This is a genomic window from Aeromonas sp. (assembly GCF_050252055.1).
GTDB classification, from domain to species: domain Bacteria; phylum Pseudomonadota; class Gammaproteobacteria; order Enterobacterales; family Aeromonadaceae; genus Aeromonas; species Aeromonas caviae.
The window spans coordinates 299,549-316,562 of sequence record NZ_JBFWLQ010000006.1; the positions used below are offsets into that span (position 1 = coordinate 299,549).

Sequence of the window (17,014 nt, forward strand, 5' to 3'; positions counted from 1 at the left end):
AGGCTGGGGCGTAAGGGCTGCGGTTGCCAGTCCTGGTTTCTACTGAGATAATCCCCCTCCTGATCCATCGCAAGATAAGGTTCATAGGTACCCCGGTCGAGTGTTTACCGGGGCCATACAGTTTGTAATTACTAACGAAAAGACATGGCTGAGAAACGCAATATTTTCCTGATAGGTCCCATGGGTGCGGGCAAGAGCACCATAGGTAGACATCTGGCAGAACAACTGCACATGGAGTTTTTCGACTCAGATCATGAGATTGAGCGCCGCAGTGGTGCCGATATCGGCTGGGTGTTCGATGTTGAAGGCGAAGAAGGCTTCCGGATCCGCGAAGAGAAGGTGATCGGTGAGCTCGCCGAACAGCAGGGTATCGTGCTGGCAACGGGTGGCGGTGCCATCAAGAGCCGTGAAACCCGCAACAAACTCTCCGCACGCGGCATCGTGGTCTACCTCGAAACCACCATTGAAAAGCAATTGGCGCGAACCCAGAGAGACAAGCGTCGTCCCTTGCTGCAAACCGAAGAGCCGCCCCGTGAAGTGCTTGAGCGTCTTGCGCAAGAGCGCAACGCCCTGTACGAAGAGGTTGCCGATTTTGTCATCCAGACGGATGACCAGAGTGCCAAAGTTGTCGCTAATCAAATCGTCAAGTTGATTGGTATGTAATTCATTAGAGGACATCCATGGAAAGGTTGAAGGTCGAACTGGGTGAACGCAGCTACCCGATAGAGATAGCTGCCGGTCTGTTGCAACGCCCCGAGGTACTGGCGCAGACGATCAAGGGCAAGCGGGTCATGATTGTGACCAATACCGTGGTCGCGCCCCTGTATCTTGAACAGATCATTCAGTTGCTGTCCGGTTTTCAGGTGGAACACCTGATCCTGCCCGATGGCGAGGCCTACAAAACCCTGGCGACCTTCGAGCGGATCATGTCTGCTCTGCTGGAAACCAGCCATGGCCGTGATACCACTCTGATCGCTCTGGGGGGCGGTGTGATAGGTGATGTTGTCGGCTTTGCTGCGGCAAGCTACCAACGAGGCATTCCGTTTATTCAGGTGCCTACCACGCTGCTCTCCCAGGTTGACTCTTCCGTCGGCGGCAAAACCGCCGTCAACCATCCCCTCGGCAAGAACATGGTGGGTGCCTTCTATCAGCCCAAGCATGTGATCATCGATACCGACTGCCTCAAGACCCTGCCTGCCCGGGAATTTGCCGCCGGCATGGCCGAGGTGATCAAATACGGCATCATCTGGGATGCCGCCTTCTTCTCCTGGCTTGAAACCAACATGACCCGCCTGCAGCGCCTCGACGGTGATGCACTCTCCTATGCCATTCGCCGCTGCTGCGAGATCAAGGCCGATGTGGTCGGTCAGGACGAGACCGAGCACGGCGTGCGCGCCTTGCTGAACCTGGGACATACCTTCGGCCATGCCATCGAGGCGGAGAAGGGTTATGGCAACTGGCTGCACGGTGAAGCCGTGGCGGCGGGAACCATGCTGGCGGCCGAGACGGCCCTGGCCCGTGGCGACATGACGGCGCAAGAGGTGGCACGAGTCCGCGATCTGCTGTTGGCCGCCGATTTGCCGGTCAAGGCACCGTCCGATATGGATTTTGCCGCCTTCATTCGCCATATGCGCCGTGACAAGAAGGTGCTGGAAGGCAAACTGAGGCTGGTGCTGCCGATCGGGATCGGACAGGCCCAGGTCGTGGCCGATGTGACAGACGAGCAATTGATGGCGGTGATCGAGTCTGGTCGTGACCACTAATAAATTGCTCAAACTGCCTTCTCAGCGGCAGTTGGTTGACCGGCTGCTGCACCTGATCGAGTTCAACCACCCCTTTGTTTTTCTCTCCGGCAAGCCAGGCAGTGGCCGTGGCACACTGTGCGAGTCGCTGCTTGCCCAACTGCCCGATGCGGTGCGGGTGGCCAGCCTCATCGGCAGCCCGTCCATGAAGATGGCGGATGTGCGCCAGTTGCTGTTGCAGCAGGTGGTGGCACGTCCCCTGTTCAACGCGCAGGATGCCCTGGCGGACAGCTTCTTTCGCATGGTGGGTGACAAGCCTGCCAGACTGCTGCTCATCATCGAACGTGCCGATACCTTGCCTGCCGAGCTAGTGGGGGAGTTGTGGGCGCTCTGTCGTCACAACGATACCCTGGCATCTCCTCATAAACTGGCCATCCTGCTCTCGGGTGATGACGCCTGGTGTCGCAACCAGAAGGCGCTCCTCAAGGGACGAGCCATGCCAGCCCTCGAGCTGGAAGTCGCGCCACTGAGCGCTCCTGAGCAACGTATCTTCTTGTATGAGAAGGCCAAAGAGCTCAAGATCCCGACTGCCCTCTTGCCCAAGCCGAAAGTGGAAGAGATCCTGAATGGGGCGGGCGGACATCCGTCAGCCATCATGCAGTTACTGGAGGATACCATGACCGACAGAAGGCCCAAGAAACGTCAGGCCGAGTTGCCCGTCAAGAAGATAGCGATCGTGCTTGCCCTGGTGGCGGGCGGGTTGCTGGCCCTGAGCTATCTGCCCCTGTTCGACAGTGCAGGCCAGGACCCCGCCCAGGCTCCGTCCCAGGGGATGGCGTTGCCCGATCCCGTCTCAAGCGATCCTGTGAACGTCGGTGCGGCGAGCGGGGCTTTGGGTACTCAGGCGAACAGTGGCGCCGCTGCCATCCCGTCAGGGAATCAGGTTGCCCGCGATTGGCAGTCCGATGCCAAGCCCTTGCCCAAGAAGGTCGAGAGCGAGACGGTCACCACGGAGTCAACCAACTATGAGGGGCGCCGGGTCGTCATCTCCGACGAAGTGGTCGAGAAATTGATGAACCAGCCGAACGTCAGCGGCGCCTTGCCCACGGCCGTGGTGGATGAGCTGGTGGGGAGCGGTTCCCGTGCGGTCCCGACCGGAACGACGGCCCAGGTCAAGAATCCGGCCCCGAACAGTGTCCCGGCCCGGACAGAGGCTCAACCGGCCAGTGGCGCGCAGACAGCACCGGTCGCGGCACCGGCGGCCAAGGTGGCGTTGACGCCGGTGGCGACTCTCAACAAGAAGCCGAAGAATCACTACAGCATCCAGTTGATGGGGGCGAGCAATACCAAGGCGGTAGACAGCTTTGTGGCCGAGCATGGCTTGGCGGGCAAGGTGTGGGTTTACAAGACCCGCTTCCGTGGCAGTCCCTGGTATGTGGTGGTGCAGGGAGACTACGCCAGCAGTGCCCAGGCCAAGGCGGCCATTCGCAAGCTGTCGCCTGCCTTGCTCAAGGGACAACCCTGGCCCAAGTCATTCGCCCAGATACAAAAAGAATTGAAGCAATAGCCAGCCACCCGAAGAAGGGGGTAGAATCACCCCCCTTTTTTGGGCATAGCCTTGTCAACACCGGACTTCCATGAAAAAAACACGCGCGTTTTTAAAATGGGCCGGGGGAAAATACTCCCTGGTCGAAGAGATCGCCGAGCGTTTGCCGGCCGGGCGTGTGTTGCTGGAGCCCTTCGTCGGGGCGGGATCCGTGTTTCTCAACACGGATTACGACGCTTATGTGCTCAACGACATCAATCCGGATCTCATTGGCCTCTACAACCACCTCAAGCAGCAGCCGGACAGCTTCATCAGCGAGGCCCGCAAGCTGTTCGTGGCCGAGCACAACCACAAGACCGCCTATTATCGGCTGCGTACCCAGTTCAACCAGACCGCGGTCGGGTTTGAACGGGCTCAGTTGTTCCTGTTTTTGAATCGCCATGGTTTCAACGGCTTGTGCCGTTACAACAAGAAGGGGGGGTTCAACGTTCCCTTCGGTTCCTACAAGAAACCCTACTTCCCGGAGAAAGAGCTGTGGGCGTTTGCCGAGAAGGCGCAGAAGGCGACGTTCATCTGTGAAAGCTATGCCGACGCCATGGCCCGTGCAGAGGAAGACTGGGTGATCTACTGCGATCCGCCCTATGCCCCCCTCTCCACCACGGCGAGTTTTACCACCTATTCGGCAGGCGGTTTCACCCTGGACGATCAGGCGCTGCTGGCCAGGCTGGCTCGCCACACCGCCGCCCATAAAGGGGTGCCCGTGCTCATCAGCAACCATGACATCGAGTTGACCCGCGAGCTCTATCGTGGCGCCCGGCTCGACGAGATCCTGGTCAAGCGCACCATCAGCCGCAACGGCGGTGGTCGCAACAAGGTGGCCGAGCTGCTGGCGCTCTATCCGCCCGGCATCGAGCCCGAACAGGGCTATTATCCCGGTGAGGCGGAGCTGGTTGCCGTCGGCTGAGTGAACAACGGTCCCTGAGGGGCCGTTGTCATTTCTGATGCGGCCTCTGGCGATCCCGCTGGCATTCTGTGAGACGGGCCTGGCATCGTGTGCCAGCCATGGTGCCGGAGCGGCGTGTTCTGTAGATGCGGGTCGTTTTCATCGCCCTTTTGCGATAAAATTGCGCCGTTTTTTCTGCCACGCTGCCAATGGATGACGCTGATGAAAGACTTTCTGATTGCCCCTTCTATCCTCTCCGCCGACTTTGCCCGTCTGGGTGAGGATGTGGCCAAGGTGCTGGCCGCCGGGGCCGACGTGGTCCATTTCGATGTGATGGACAACCATTATGTCCCCAACCTGACCATAGGCCCCATGGTTTGTCAGGCGCTGCGCGATTACGGCATCGAAGCGCTCATCGACGTGCACCTGATGGTCAAGCCGGTGGATCGCATCGTGCCTGATTTTGCCAAGGCCGGTGCCAGCCTGATCACCTTCCACCCGGAAGCCTCCGATCACGTGGATCGCACCCTGGGCCTCATCAAGGAGCAGGGTTGCCAGGCCGGTCTGGTGCTGAACCCCGCGACCCCGCTCACCTGCCTGGAGTACGTGATGGACAAGCTGGACGTGATCCTGCTGATGTCGGTCAACCCGGGTTTTGGCGGTCAGAGCTTCATCCCCGGCACCCTCGACAAGCTGCGCCAGGTGCGTCGCCTGATCGACGAGAGCGGCCGCGACATTCGCCTGGAAATCGATGGCGGGGTCAAGGTCGACAACATTCGCGAGATTGCCGAGGCGGGTGCCGACATGTTCGTGGCGGGCTCTGCCATCTTCGGCAAGCCGGATTACAAGGCGGTGATCGACCAGATGCGCGCGGAGCTTGCCCATGTCCGTCGCTGATCGCCCCTTTGACCTGGTGCTGTTCGATCTGGATGGCACCCTGATTGACAGCGCCCCGCAACTGGCGCTGGCGGTCAACCGTACCCTGGCGGAGCTGGGGTTGGCCGAGGCCGACGAGTCCGTGGTGCGTACCTGGGTCGGCAACGGCGCCGACAAGCTGATCCAGCGGGCTCTCGATTACCGCGACGCCCCGGAGCAGTTTGCCAAGGCCCGCCCCCTGTTCGACCGTCACTATCAGGCCTGTCTGCTGGAAGGCCTGGCCATGTATGACGGAGTGGCCCGTAGCCTGCGCCGTCTGCAGGGGCTGGGTTACCAGCAGGCCGTGGTGACCAACAAACCGAGTCACTTCGTGCAACCCATTCTGGAGGCCCTCGGCATCAGCGACTGTTTCGCACTCTGGCTCGGGGGCAACTGCGTACCCGTCAAGAAACCGAGCCCGGAGCCGCTGTTGCACGCCTGCCACGAGCTGGGTGTCAGCCCGTCCCGCACCCTGATGGTGGGGGATTCCGAAAATGACGTGCTGGCCGCCCAGGCCGCCGGCATGAAGGTGGTGGGGCTCACCTATGGCTACAACTATGGCCGTCCTATCGCAGACTCCCGCCCCGACTGGGTTTGCGAGCAGTTTGCCGAACTCGACGCCCTGCTGGTCTGATCCCGACCGGGCTGGCGGATAACAAGGATTACTACTCTGATGACTAAACCAATCGTATTGAGCGGTGCCCAACCCTCGGGCCAGCTGACCATCGGCAACTACATGGGAGCCCTGCGTCAGTGGGTCAGCATGCAGGATGACTTCGACTGCCTCTATTGCATCGTCGATCTGCACGCCATCACCACCCGCCAGGATCCGGCCGCCTTGCGCAAGGCGTGCCTCGACGCCGCCGCCCTCTATCTGGCGGTGGGCATTGACCCGGCCAAGAGCACCGTCTTCATCCAGTCCCACGTGCCCCAGCACGCCGAGCTCGGCTGGATCCTGAACTGCTACACCCAGATGGGCGAGCTGTCGCGTATGACCCAGTTCAAGGACAAGTCCGCCCGTTTCGAGAACAACGTCAACGTCGGCCTGTTCGGTTATCCGGTGCTGATGGCGGCCGACATTCTGCTTTATCAGGCCAATCAGGTGCCGGTTGGCAATGACCAGAAGCAGCATCTGGAGCTGACCCGCGACATCTGCACCCGCTTCAACAACCTCTATGGCGAAGTCTTCACCCTGCCGGAACCCTTCATTCCGACCGAAGGGGCCCGGGTGATGAGCCTGCAGGACCCGACCAAGAAGATGTCCAAGTCCGACGACAACGAGGCCAACTTCATCGGCTTGCTGGAAGATCCCAAGCAGATCGTCAAGAAGATCAAGCGGGCGATGACCGACTCCGACGAGCCGGCCGTGGTGCGTTTCGATCCCGAAAACAAGCCGGGGGTCTCCAATCTGCTGACCCTGATGTCCGGTGTGACCGGCCGCTCCATCCCGGAGCTGGAGCAGCACTTCGAAGGCAAGATGTACGGCCACCTCAAGAGTGAAACGGCCGATGCCGTGGTCGCCTTGCTGGAACCCATCCAGGCGCGCTTCCGTGAGCTGCGTCAGGATGAGGCCCATCTGCAGGCCATTTTGGCGGCTGGCGCACAAAAGGCGCGTGAAAGGGCTGAAAAAACCCTGATCAGCGTATATGATGTCGTCGGCTTCGTTCCTCGAGCCTGACATACTGGGAAGGTGTAGTAGAAGAGAGCTGGGTGGATGCCTGGCTTTCTTTGTTTTACACCTTCCGGTTTGTCGCAACCTCCCCCAATGTCAAACACGGGCTTTGCCCCAAGAGAAAGCATGTCTGTCGAATCACAAACCCTGAGTGAAGAGTTGGGTGACAAGGGTCACTGGCTGCGCAAGTTTCGCAAGGCCAAGAGCCTCAATACCTTGCAGTTGATGGTCTCCAACGCCATTGACAAGCACCACAAGACTCCGGCCATCGCGGCTGCCATCTATCTGGCCGAGTGCCAGCGGGAACGGGAACTGGAACAGGGCCGTTATCTGGACCGCTGAGGTCCGTTGCCAGCCCTTGCCAAGGTGACTCCTTCCCATCTGCCTGTCACGTCCTGTGCCCTTTTCCCGGTCGCCTCCCGTCTCTTTTACCTTGCCATCCTGACATGGAGCGGTTGATGCTGCCCGGTCGGGGACAGGCCCACCGCGGGGTGGGGTCGACAGGCCCGGATCGCCATTGAAGAGCGAACAGACTGCACAGCAGGTGAGGTGATCGCCGGTTTATTAACGCAAAGAGACATGCCAGAATGCGCGGCGTTTGTCTGCCCGCGCTCGCAACGGGCTGTCCGATCACCGTCTCTGTCTTATTCCCAGGGTTTTTGCATGCTGCTACTCATCGACAACTACGACTCCTTTACCTGGAACCTGGTGCAATACTTCGGCGCTCTGGGGCAAGAGGTGGTGGTCAGGCGCAACGATGAGCTGAGCCTGGAGGAGATAGCCCGGCTTGCCCCCCGCCATCTGGTGATCTCTCCCGGCCCCTGCACGCCAAACGAGGCGGGCATCTCTTTGGCCGCCATCTCCCGTTTTGCCGGCGAGATCCCCATCCTCGGCGTCTGTCTCGGCCATCAGTCGCTGGCACAGGCCTTTGGTGCCCGGGTGGTGCGTGCCCGTCAGGTGATGCACGGCAAGACTTCTCTCATTCGTCACAAAGGGGAGGGGGTGTTCAAGGGGCTCAACAACCCGCTGCGGGTGACCCGCTATCATTCTCTGGTGGTGGAGGCGGCGTCGCTGCCCGACTGTTTTGAGGTCACCGCCTGGAGCGAACATGCCGACGGCAGCCAGGACGAGATCATGGGGCTGCGGCATAAAACGCTGGCACTGGAGGGAGTGCAGTTCCATCCGGAGAGTATTCTGAGCGAACAAGGGCACCAGTTGCTGGCCAACTTTTTGGCCGTTTCCTGAAAAAATTGCGATGTTTGTCTCAAAACCGTCATGAGGCAAAAAAAAATTTCCCTGAGACTTTATTCACCCTCCTCCCTGTCCAAATTATCTCTTGCCAACACCCCCTGAGCCGTTATGCAATGCGGTTGCCTAAAATCTCAAAGGCAATCGAACATTGTTCCTTATAGGCGGTTAAGTTACAGACTTTTTACTTTTTTTCTGTGATAATTCCGCCACGTTTACACGGATTTAACTTTTGGGCGGTGGATTATTCTGCCGCGAGATAGCAGGAGAGCAATATGTCAGAGTTGTTGGCAGTGACACGTGAAGTGTTTGATGAAGTGATGGTTCCCAACTATGCGCCGGCCAAAATCATCCCGGTGCGCGGCGAGGGGTCACGTGTCTGGGATCAGGAAGGCCGCGAGTATGTGGATTTCGCGGGCGGGATCGCGGTCAATGGCCTGGGCCATTGCCATCCCAAACTGGTCGAGGCCCTGAAATCCCAGGGTGAGAAGCTGTGGCACCTCTCCAACGTGATGACCAACGAGCCGGCCCTGCGCCTGGCCAAGAAACTGGTCGCCGCCACCTTCGCCGAGAAGGTCTATTTCTGCAACTCCGGTGCCGAAGCGAACGAAGCGGCCCTCAAGCTGGCCCGCCGCTACGCCATCGAGAAGTTCGGGGCCCACAAGACCCAGATCATCGCCTTCCACCAGGGCTTCCACGGCCGTACCTTCTTTACCGTCAGCGTCGGCGGCCAGGCTGCCTACTCCGATGGCTTCGGTCCCAAGCCTGCCGACATCACCCATGTCGCCTACAACAACCTGGAGGAGCTGGCTGCCGTCATCTCCGACAACACCTGCGCCGTGGTGATGGAGCCGCTGCAGGGCGAGGGTGGCATCATCAGCCCCACCGACGAGTTTGCCAAGGGGGTGCGCGAGTTGTGCGACAAGCACAACGCCCTGCTGGTTTATGACGAGGTGCAATCCGGTGTCGGTCGAACCGGCGAGCTGTTTGCCTATATGGGCCTGGGCATCACCCCGGACATCCTCACCAGCGCCAAGGCGCTGGGCGGCGGCTTCCCCATCGGGGCCATGCTGACCACCACCGAGATCGCCTCCCACCTGAAAGTGGGCACTCACGGCTCCACCTACGGCGGCAACCCGCTGGCGTGTGCCGTGGCCGAGGCGGTGATTGACGTGGTCAACACCCCGGCAGTGCTGAGCGGCATCAAGCAGCGCGAGCAGCTGTTCCGCGAAGGGCTGGAAGCCATCAACGCCAAGTACCACTGCTTCAGCGAAGTGCGCGGCAAGGGCCTGCTGCTGGGCGCCGTGCTCAACGATGACTTCAAGGGCCGCTCCCGCGACTTCCTGCTGGCCTCCATCGATCAGGGTCTGATGGCGCTGGTTGCCGGTACCAACGTGGTGCGTTTTGCTCCCTCCCTGGTGATCCCGGAAGCGGACATCAAGGAAGGGCTGGCCCGGTTCGAGAAAGCGGTCGCTCAGGTGGTCAACGCCTGATCCAAATTGAGGTGGGGAGCCCTCCCGGCAGGAGCCGGGACCCCACCTGTCGTCAATGAAAGGGAGTTGTCATTTATGTTGGTTATCCGTCCTATCGAGCAGCGCGACTTCGCCGGCCTCAAGACCTGTGCCATCGAATCCGGCACCGGCATGACATCCTTGCCGGTCAACGACGAGCTGCTGCAACGCAAGATCGATGCCTCGACTCAGACCTTCCTGGACAAGCCCGCCGGCAAGGGCGAGTGCCTCTATTTCTTCGTGGCCGAGGATCTGGAGACCGGGGAGATGGTCGGTACCTGCGCCATCGACGCGGCGGTCGGCCTGTCCCAGGCGTTCTACAACTATCACATCGGCAAGGTGGTGCACTCCTCCCCCAAGCTCGGCATCTACAATGTCGTGGAAACCCTCACACTCTCCAACGACTACACCGGCAATTCCGAGCTCTGCACCCTGTTTCTGCGTGAATGCGCCCGCGAGGGGCTCAACGGCCGTCTGCTCTCCAAGCACCGTTTCCTGTTCATGGCCGAACACCCCGAGCTGTTTGACAGTACCGTCTTTGCCGAGATGCGTGGTGTCTCCGATGGCAACGGCCACAGCCCCTTCTACGAGTGGCTGCAAAAACATTTCTTCTCGATGGATTTTCCCACCGTCGACTATCTGACCGGCATCGGCAAGAAGCGCTTCATCGCCGAGCTGATGCCCAAGTACCCCATCTACGTCAATCTGCTGAGCAACGAGGCGCGCGCCGTCATTGGCAAGACCCACGAAAAGACCCGGCCTGCCCTCAAGATGCTGCAGGATGAGGGGTTCGTGAATCGCGGTTATGTCGACATCTTCGACGCCGGCCCCACCGTCGAATGCGAGGTGAAGAACATTCGCAGCGTGCGCCGCAGCCAGAAGCTGGCGGTGCTGGTGGGTGAACCCATCGGCGGCCATACCTACCTCATCTGCAACGCCAGGTTCGAGCAATACCGCGCCTGCTACGGCAACATCCGGGTCGATCTGGACAAGCACGAAGCCATCATTCCGCCCAAGATGGCGGCCGCCCTCAAGGTGGAAAATGGCGACATGGTGCGCGTCGTCGATCTGGATTGACCCGCCCCGCAGCACAGCATTGAGACAGGCTGCCGAGGTGGCCTGCGTACCCACAGGGAGTGAATTGATGATGTCTTTAGTCCAGTGTATCGATGGCCAGTGGCTGGCCGGTGAAGGCAAGCCGTTCGAATCCATCGACCCGGCCAAAAACGAGGTGATCTGGCGTGGTGAGGCGGCAAGCCAGTCCCAGGTGGATGCGGCCGTCAAGGCGGCCCGCACGGCCTTCTACCATTGGTCCGATCTGGCCCTTGAAGAGCGCCTTGCCATCGTGCGCCGCTATGCCGACCTGCTCGGCGAGCACAAGGAGGCGCTGGCCCTGACCATCGCCCGTGAAACCGGCAAGCCCCTGTGGGAGACCCGCACTGAAGTGGCGGCCATGCAGGGCAAGATTGCCATCTCCATCCGTGCCCATGACGAGCGTACCGGCACGGTGGAAAACCCCATGCCGGGCGCCAAGGCGTTCGTGCGCCACAAGCCCCATGGCGTCGTGGCCGTGTTCGGCCCCTACAACTTCCCGGGCCACCTGCCCAACGGCCACATTGTGCCGGCGCTCATCGCCGGCAATGCGGTCGTGTTCAAGCCTTCCGAGCTGACTCCCATGGTGGCTGAAGCCATGGTCAAGGTGTGGCAGGAGGCGGGGCTGCCCAAGGGGGTGCTCAACCTGGTGCAGGGGGAGGTCGACACCGGCAAGGCGCTGGCCGGCAACCCGGACATCGACGGCCTCTTCTTCACCGGCTCCTCCCGTACCGGCCACTTCCTGCATCAGCAGTTTGCCGGCCAGCCGGGCAAGATCCTGGCACTGGAGATGGGGGGCAACAACCCGCTGATCGTGAAAGATGTGAGCGACGTCGACGGCGCCGTCCATGCCATCGTGCAGTCCGCCTTCATTACCTCCGGCCAGCGCTGCACCTGCTCGCGCCGTCTGTTTGTCGAGCGCGGCGAGCGGGGCGATGCCCTGGTCAAGCGCCTGGTGGAGGTGGTCGGCAAGATCAAGGTCGGCCTCTATGACGCCGCCGAGCAGCCGTTCATGGGCGCCATGATCAGCGAGAAGGCCGCACTGGGTATGGTCGAGGCGCAAGCAAACCTGCAGCGCCTCGGTGGTGAAAGCCTGCTTGCCCTCAAGCACCTGGAAGCGGGCACCGGCTTTGTCTCCCCGGGCATCATCGACGTGACCGCGGTCAGTGCGCTGCCGGATGAAGAGTACTTCGGCCCGCTGCTGCAACTCGTCCGCTACGACGACTTCGATGTGGCCATCGAGAAGGCGAACGCCACCAGTTTCGGTCTCTCGGCCGGTCTGCTCGGTGACAACGAAGCGGACTGGAACCACTTCTTCAAGCGGATCCGTGCCGGTATCGTCAACTGGAACAAGCCCATTACCGGCGCCTCCAGTGCCGCCCCCTTCGGCGGCATCGGTGCCTCCGGCAACCACAGGGCGAGCGCCTACTACGCCGCCGACTACTGTGCTTACCCGGTCGCCTCCGTCGAAGACAGCAAGGCTGCTATGCCGGATCAGCTGTCTCCCGGTCTGACCTTCTGATAACAAGAAAATAAAAGAGGGGCACTGAACAGGTGCCCCTGTCTGTACCCGCAATCAAAGGAAAGAGAGATGCAAAAGGATATCGACACCCTGTTTGGCCATCTGTGGGACAACTACATTCAGGTCACCCCCAGTGCTCACAAGGTTCATCAACTGCTGGGCGGCGGTGCCCCCATCATCAACGATCACGTGGCGTTTCGGACCTACAACCTGCCCAAGCTCGGTCTCGAGAAACTGGCGGCCCACTTCCGCGCCCTGGGGTACGAAGAGAAGGGCGAGTATGTATTCAAGGCCAAGAAGCTCTATGCCAAACACTTCGAGCATAAAGATCCTGATGCGCCCAAGGTGTTCATCAGCGAGCTGAAGGTGGAAGAGCTCTCCGAAGGTGCCCAGGCCATCATCCACAAGCTGGTGGATCAGGTACCCGATCACCTCACCGACACCCCGGCCTTCCTCTACGCCGGCGCGCCCTGGCAGGTCTCTCACACCGACTACCAGACCCTGCTGGCAGAGAGCGAGTATGCCGCCTGGATGGCCGCCTGGGGTTATCGTGCCAACCACTTCACCGTCAACATCAACCGCCTGAAGGACTTCGACACCATCCAGCAGGTGAATGCGGCGCTCAAGGCGGCAGGCTTCGTGCTCAACACCGTTGGCGGCGAGGTGAAGGGCGATCCCGAGGTGATGCTGGAGCAATCCTCCACCATGGCAGACAAGGCCGAGGTGCCCTTCAGCGACGGCGTGCGCACCATCCCGAGCTGCTTTTACGAGTTTGCCCTGCGCTACCCGCAGGCCGACGGCGTGCTCTACCCTGGCTTCGTCGAAGCGTCGGCCGACAAGATCTTCGAATCCACCAACGCCATGTAATGGCCGCCATGAAAACAACGCCCCGCCTGGGGCGTTTTTATTTTGGATTAAATACGGTCAAATTATTGCTGTGGTGTAGTGCCCTGTCGGGCTAAGCGCTTGCCCAAAAGAATGAATAAAGTCATTTGATATACATCATTGAAATATTCCATTAAAGAGATGATGCCAAAACGAAATGCTGAAATGTGTCTGTAGCATGTGACTGATTTTTAAGTGAGAGTATTTTATGCGATTTTTAATTTCCCCCTTTGTGGGGGCAGGGAAAATCAAGTTTGGCATGACTCCTGACCAAGTGAGATTATTATTAGGGGAAGTATTTGATTCTTTTAAAAGAACGGAGGAGTCTGTGTTCCCATGTGATTACTTTGAGAATTTAGGCGTGTTCGCATATTACAACGCCTCTGGCGTTTTGGAGGCGATAGAGTTTACTGAACCAGCGGTTCCAGAGTTCGAAGAAATGGACTTGCTAAAAATTCATTTCAAGGACTTGATCACGTATCTTTCAGATAAAGACAAAGGCCTAGAAGTAGAGTCTGCATCGCTAACATCCCATGTGTTGGGTATAGGTGCATACGCTCCTGATTCAGATGACAATACACCATCATCTGCCGAAAGTATTATTGTCTTTGAAAATGGCTATTGTGATTGATTAGAGTCAGTTGATATTTCGATAAGCATTTGTTTAATCCTATGATTATTAAGATAAGTGTAAAAGTTAGCTAGGCTGTAATCAATATGTTCATGTTACAGAATTTTACTTGGAAGATAGATGAAGAGTCGGTGGAGGAACATCGAATTAAGAACCGTGGGTGGTATGCTTGCCCATTTCTCTAAAACGTATCAAACAAAATCTATCCCATTGTCATAAACAGGAACTAATTCTTTGATAAATAATGAAAAATATTTTATCGATGAGGTTGAAAATGGAATGGGACGTTGCCTTGTCTTGGCAGCTCCTTGGTCGGATAGTTTTAAATCAATAATCGATAAAGAAAATATTTCAGTGCTCCGTTTAAGTCAATCCGCAGGCTGGAATGGAAATGACATTTCATTTATAAATTACTTGCCTTCTCTTTCTGGTGTTGAAATTTATTCTTGGGGTGTCAAGGATATCACTCCATTAGAGTCTATCAGTAATCTTGAATATTTAGGATTACAGTGTGAGTTTACGAAGGCCCCTGATTTTTCCAAACTAAAAAAATTAAAAGTACTTAAGATGCTGTGGAGGCCTGAAGCGAAGACGATTTTCTCTTGTGATGAATTGAATCTGCTAAATATTGTTAACTATCCTTCAGAGAACTTGAAAGAGCTTAATAAAATGTCTTTATTAAGACATCTACAACTAACCTCCAAAAAAATAAAATCATTGTCAGGAATAGAGGAACTTAGCTCGTTATCCATTCTAGATTTGGCCGACTGTCCTAAGCTAGAAGATCTTTCAGGCATAGATAAGTGTCAGCAGATAGAGATTGTAGAAATTGAAAACTGTAAAAGAGTTTATGATATAGCTATTTTGAGTGAGCTAAAAAACCTCAAAGAGATTGTATTAACTGACTGTGGGACAGTTAAATCTTTGAGGCCACTTGCACACAGCCAATCATTAGAAAGTATCATCTTTATAGGGGACACAACCATTGAAGATGGAGATCTGACTTCCTTATTGGATATTCCAACGCTAAAGAAAATGTGGTTTGCTAATAAACGTCACTACACCCATACCCGAGAACAGGTGATGGAAGTGTTATCTTGAGTAATCAATCATGAATGATATTCATGCATTTTTTTGAGGGTAGCTTACAACCCGGAAGAAAAGTTATGTATGTCAAGATTGCTCACAATCTTATCTTGCCGATTATCTGCTGAGCATGTTGCCAACACTCGAACTGGTATCAGAAATCTTGTCAATGACGTTGTTCGGAAAATAAGAATAACCGTGATGATGCCAGCCCCCTTCGTACCTGCTTGCTGGGGAGGCTACTAGTGTTGCAGTCAAGGAAGAGAAATCAGCTGAGTTGAAAAGAAGTACACTGAGATGCGATTATGAGTACTTAAAATCAGTTTCTCTATCTGATTCAGAATGCGGACACCGATAGTGAAAAGAAAGACATCATCGGTCAGTGACTTAATGAAAGTAGTGCTTCCCATGGAGTCAATTATCAACTTGAAGATGATGGCTCATCAACTGAATTTGGAGCAATATCCAGGGAAGGAAAAATCCACTTTGAAGAAGGCATTCGCCAACCAGAGTATGAACTGCCAGATCAAAAAAGGCCAAACAATATAGGTTTGTATGGATATGAAACTGACAGAATTTAGTTTGTGGGCATTTAAACTTGAACTTGGTTTGGCACGAAAATTCACGCTGTTCAGCAGATGTGTTTTTGCCCATTTTGAGCGCCACTTTGATCCTATAGAAACAGATGGTGTTTATAGGGTTGTTGTGAAACTTTGTGGGCTAGATGAAAGAGTTGGTACCACTGAGTTAAGTAGTTCAGTGATTAAGTATTATAAGACGTTCGATTTTGACTATTTTGAGGGGTTGAATATAATCGCCAAGAAAAGGTTTCTTCTTGATGCACTATACAGCTCACTTATTTCATTGTGCGATATGGAAGGATGGCCGAAGAGCCCCTTTCATGATGCGTACGAGATGGTTGTTCGAGAAAACTTTGTCAATGTATACACAATCAAACGTAAGTTAAGTCGGAATAAAAGCATGTCAGCTGAGTTGGTTGGAAGTCATGATGAAGAAGCGTTTAACTGTTTCATTGTGATAAAAGATAATGTTGGTAAAGAGCTTCTTAATGAACACCTTTTCTCTGAAGAACCGGATGAGTTTTTATTTAATGCTCGTATTGGTGATATTAGATGGGTTGACAAAACGACTGTTCGATATCAATCAAAGGATAAGCAGGAATTAGGTCTGTTTGATATTGGAGATGTAACATCCGATTAAATGACATTGCAAAGAGTTACGATGATTGTGCAGATATAGTTATCACTAAAGTAATTCACGAAAAGAAAGATCACTGTGATTATGGCAAGATGCCTCCATTTCCTATTCTAGGAAGCGAGAATCGAGTTGGTTGGGTGTAGTTGAAAATCTGGTTGATGCCTGACTCTATAGCATTCAACGTGATATATGAGTCACTGCTCTTGAGTAGTATCGGCAGAGCTTCTCTCCCGCAGGGCTGGATTCAGGAGCCAAAATGCTTCATATTGGTTTCATCGATAAAGGCTACCGAATCAACGGTGAGTGCTGTTAAAGTTACCACCAAGGCAGAGGAGACTCTGGGGGGTTGTAAAGGGGGAAGACGAAATTGGAACAATCTCCACTCGCACCACAAAAAATACATTCTATTAGGTGGTCAACCAGGTGAGTTTGGAGTTAAGATTACATAAAAAGATGGCTCTGAGTTCGATATGACAAAAACTCGTGTTAAAGAAACGGAAGTAAATCCCTAAAAACCAGATCGTACGAGACCTAAACGGAATTAAGATGTTTTAGTACGAAAATAGCCCCAGCCCAGGAAGAACTAGGTTGGTTTAAGAGTATTGATTGGTAAGGCTATGATTGATTCAAAAACAGGTGAGCGAATAGTTGTATTGATCAACGATGATTCAGGTCCATACATCAGAGTATCAACTTGGAATGATGCCGATGGGTTGGAGGATTTATTGTCAGGAAAATATGATGTCCTTTATGAAATGAAAACTCCTGAAGAATTTAAAGCTGACGGAGGAAAAGAGTATTATTTTGGTAATGCTGCTGATCCCGATAAGCTTCAAAGAATTCTTGATGATATTAACCTGTAGTTATTAAAGCTCATATGTACAGATCTAGTTATCACCTGACACCGGCCTCAAACCGGTGTCTTGTTTACGCTACTTTAGTGCGCACTTCCTTCGGTATCAATTTCAGACCCTTTTTGAACATGCTGTAGGGAGTCTGTCCT

17 protein-coding genes are annotated in these 17,014 nt (G+C 55.5%); all 17 read left to right on the plus strand.

Annotation, left to right across the window (positions count from 1 at the left end):
* Positions 1-144: 144 nt before the first annotated feature.
* Positions 145-663, plus strand: coding sequence for a shikimate kinase AroK (gene aroK / locus AB7E19_RS13310; RefSeq protein ID WP_010673824.1), 519 nt, complete (start codon positions 145-147; stop codon positions 661-663).
* A 17-nt stretch (positions 664-680) separates the two neighbouring features.
* Positions 681-1,763 carry a 3-dehydroquinate synthase gene (gene aroB, locus AB7E19_RS13315; RefSeq protein WP_039039582.1) on the plus strand — a complete coding sequence of 361 codons (1,083 nt, stop codon included), beginning with the start codon at positions 681-683 and terminating at the stop codon, positions 1,761-1,763.
* Entirely contained in the window at positions 1,753-3,309 is a 1,557-nt protein-coding gene (locus AB7E19_RS13320) for an SPOR domain-containing protein (protein ID WP_266109718.1), read from the plus strand. Before aroB ends, AB7E19_RS13320 begins: the two co-directional genes overlap by 11 nt.
* A gap of 70 nt (positions 3,310-3,379) precedes the next feature.
* The gene (locus tag AB7E19_RS13325; RefSeq protein ID WP_244053460.1) at positions 3,380-4,252 is read left to right on the plus strand and encodes a Dam family site-specific DNA-(adenine-N6)-methyltransferase; all 873 of its coding nucleotides are present in this window, start codon (positions 3,380-3,382) and stop codon (positions 4,250-4,252) included.
* A 201-nt stretch (positions 4,253-4,453) separates the two neighbouring features.
* Positions 4,454-5,128: a ribulose-phosphate 3-epimerase gene (gene rpe / locus AB7E19_RS13330; protein ID WP_010673828.1), complete on the plus strand. Its 675-nt coding sequence runs from the start codon at positions 4,454-4,456 to the stop codon at positions 5,126-5,128.
* Positions 5,115-5,780, plus strand: coding sequence for a phosphoglycolate phosphatase (locus AB7E19_RS13335; RefSeq protein ID WP_010673829.1), 666 nt, complete (start codon positions 5,115-5,117; stop codon positions 5,778-5,780). The genes rpe and AB7E19_RS13335 overlap by 14 nt, the downstream gene beginning before the upstream one ends.
* A gap of 39 nt (positions 5,781-5,819) precedes the next feature.
* A complete protein-coding gene (gene trpS / locus AB7E19_RS13340) occupies positions 5,820-6,824 on the plus strand; it encodes a tryptophan--tRNA ligase (protein ID WP_010673830.1) in 1,005 nt (334 codons plus the stop codon).
* A gap of 120 nt (positions 6,825-6,944) precedes the next feature.
* Positions 6,945-7,160 carry a hypothetical protein gene (locus tag AB7E19_RS13345; protein WP_010673831.1) on the plus strand — a complete coding sequence of 72 codons (216 nt, stop codon included), beginning with the start codon at positions 6,945-6,947 and terminating at the stop codon, positions 7,158-7,160.
* A gap of 321 nt (positions 7,161-7,481) precedes the next feature.
* The gene (locus AB7E19_RS13350) at positions 7,482-8,063 is read left to right on the plus strand and encodes an aminodeoxychorismate synthase component II (protein ID WP_041215622.1); all 582 of its coding nucleotides are present in this window, start codon (positions 7,482-7,484) and stop codon (positions 8,061-8,063) included.
* A gap of 278 nt (positions 8,064-8,341) precedes the next feature.
* Positions 8,342-9,559 (plus strand): aspartate aminotransferase family protein, encoded by a 1,218-nt coding sequence (locus tag AB7E19_RS13355; protein WP_039039586.1) that lies wholly within the window; start codon positions 8,342-8,344, stop codon positions 9,557-9,559.
* A gap of 75 nt (positions 9,560-9,634) precedes the next feature.
* On the plus strand, positions 9,635-10,654 hold the full coding sequence (gene astA, locus AB7E19_RS13360) for an arginine N-succinyltransferase (protein WP_010673834.1): 1,020 nt from the start codon (positions 9,635-9,637) through the stop codon (positions 10,652-10,654).
* A gap of 67 nt (positions 10,655-10,721) precedes the next feature.
* Positions 10,722-12,191, plus strand: a complete 1,470-nt coding sequence (astD, locus tag AB7E19_RS13365; RefSeq protein ID WP_053288711.1) for a succinylglutamate-semialdehyde dehydrogenase — start codon at positions 10,722-10,724, stop codon at positions 12,189-12,191.
* Positions 12,192-12,260: 69 nt separating this feature from the next.
* Entirely contained in the window at positions 12,261-13,058 is a 798-nt protein-coding gene (locus tag AB7E19_RS13370; protein WP_039039589.1) for a DUF1338 domain-containing protein, read from the plus strand.
* A 226-nt stretch (positions 13,059-13,284) separates the two neighbouring features.
* Positions 13,285-13,707: a hypothetical protein gene (locus AB7E19_RS13375; protein WP_322131578.1), complete on the plus strand. Its 423-nt coding sequence runs from the start codon at positions 13,285-13,287 to the stop codon at positions 13,705-13,707.
* Positions 13,708-13,941: 234 nt separating this feature from the next.
* Entirely contained in the window at positions 13,942-14,808 is an 867-nt protein-coding gene (locus tag AB7E19_RS13380) for a hypothetical protein (protein ID WP_322131579.1), read from the plus strand.
* Positions 14,809-15,354: 546 nt separating this feature from the next.
* The gene (locus tag AB7E19_RS13385) at positions 15,355-16,014 is read left to right on the plus strand and encodes a hypothetical protein (RefSeq protein WP_322131580.1); all 660 of its coding nucleotides are present in this window, start codon (positions 15,355-15,357) and stop codon (positions 16,012-16,014) included.
* A 614-nt stretch (positions 16,015-16,628) separates the two neighbouring features.
* Complete coding sequence (locus tag AB7E19_RS13390; protein ID WP_139737944.1) at positions 16,629-16,874, plus strand: hypothetical protein; 246 nt, start codon at positions 16,629-16,631, stop codon at positions 16,872-16,874.
* Positions 16,875-17,014: the final 140 nt, after the last annotated feature.